The organism is Dietzia sp. IBK-p2-16D, assembly GCF_057773085.1.
On record NZ_JBYMTL010000053.1, the window covers coordinates 1 to 464 of the forward strand.

The following is a 464-nucleotide window of genomic DNA, read 5'->3' on the forward strand; positions in this document are numbered from 1 at the left end:
CGACACCAATGATGTAGGCTTCGCCACCTACGCCAAGGGAGACAAGTCCCGCAGTGGCGACCCCGTCGACGCCGTCCTGTTGGATATCGGCGCCTTCGAGAACGGCAAGGGCGTCGTCGTCGTCCGGCTGCTGTTTGGCATCATCAGCGGCAAGAGCTACGACGGCATCGACGTGGCTGGGCGCACCATCGCTGGCGACAAGAACCTGAGCGAAGCCGCCGCGCAGTACGCGATCAACGATCTGGCGATCATGGGCCTCGTCAACACCACTGACGTCGACCCTGAGATCGGCCTCGTCAACAAGATCTGTGACGCCGCCGAGAAGGAGAAGCTCCTCTGCACCAAGATGTTCCGCGTCAGTGTCGAAGAGTCGACGTTCAAAGAGCAGCTTCAGCGCCGTGTCAGCAGCATCACCCAGCCCGCCGCCAAGCTGTCGAAGACTGACATGCTCGCCAAGCTCCGTG

1 protein-coding gene is annotated in these 464 nt (G+C 61.9%); it reads left to right on the forward strand.

What is annotated here, in order from left to right:
* Window positions 1–464 (forward strand): hypothetical protein (locus tag AC3DE3_RS17310; RefSeq protein ID WP_488370856.1); only part of this gene is annotated, 464 nt, incomplete at both ends.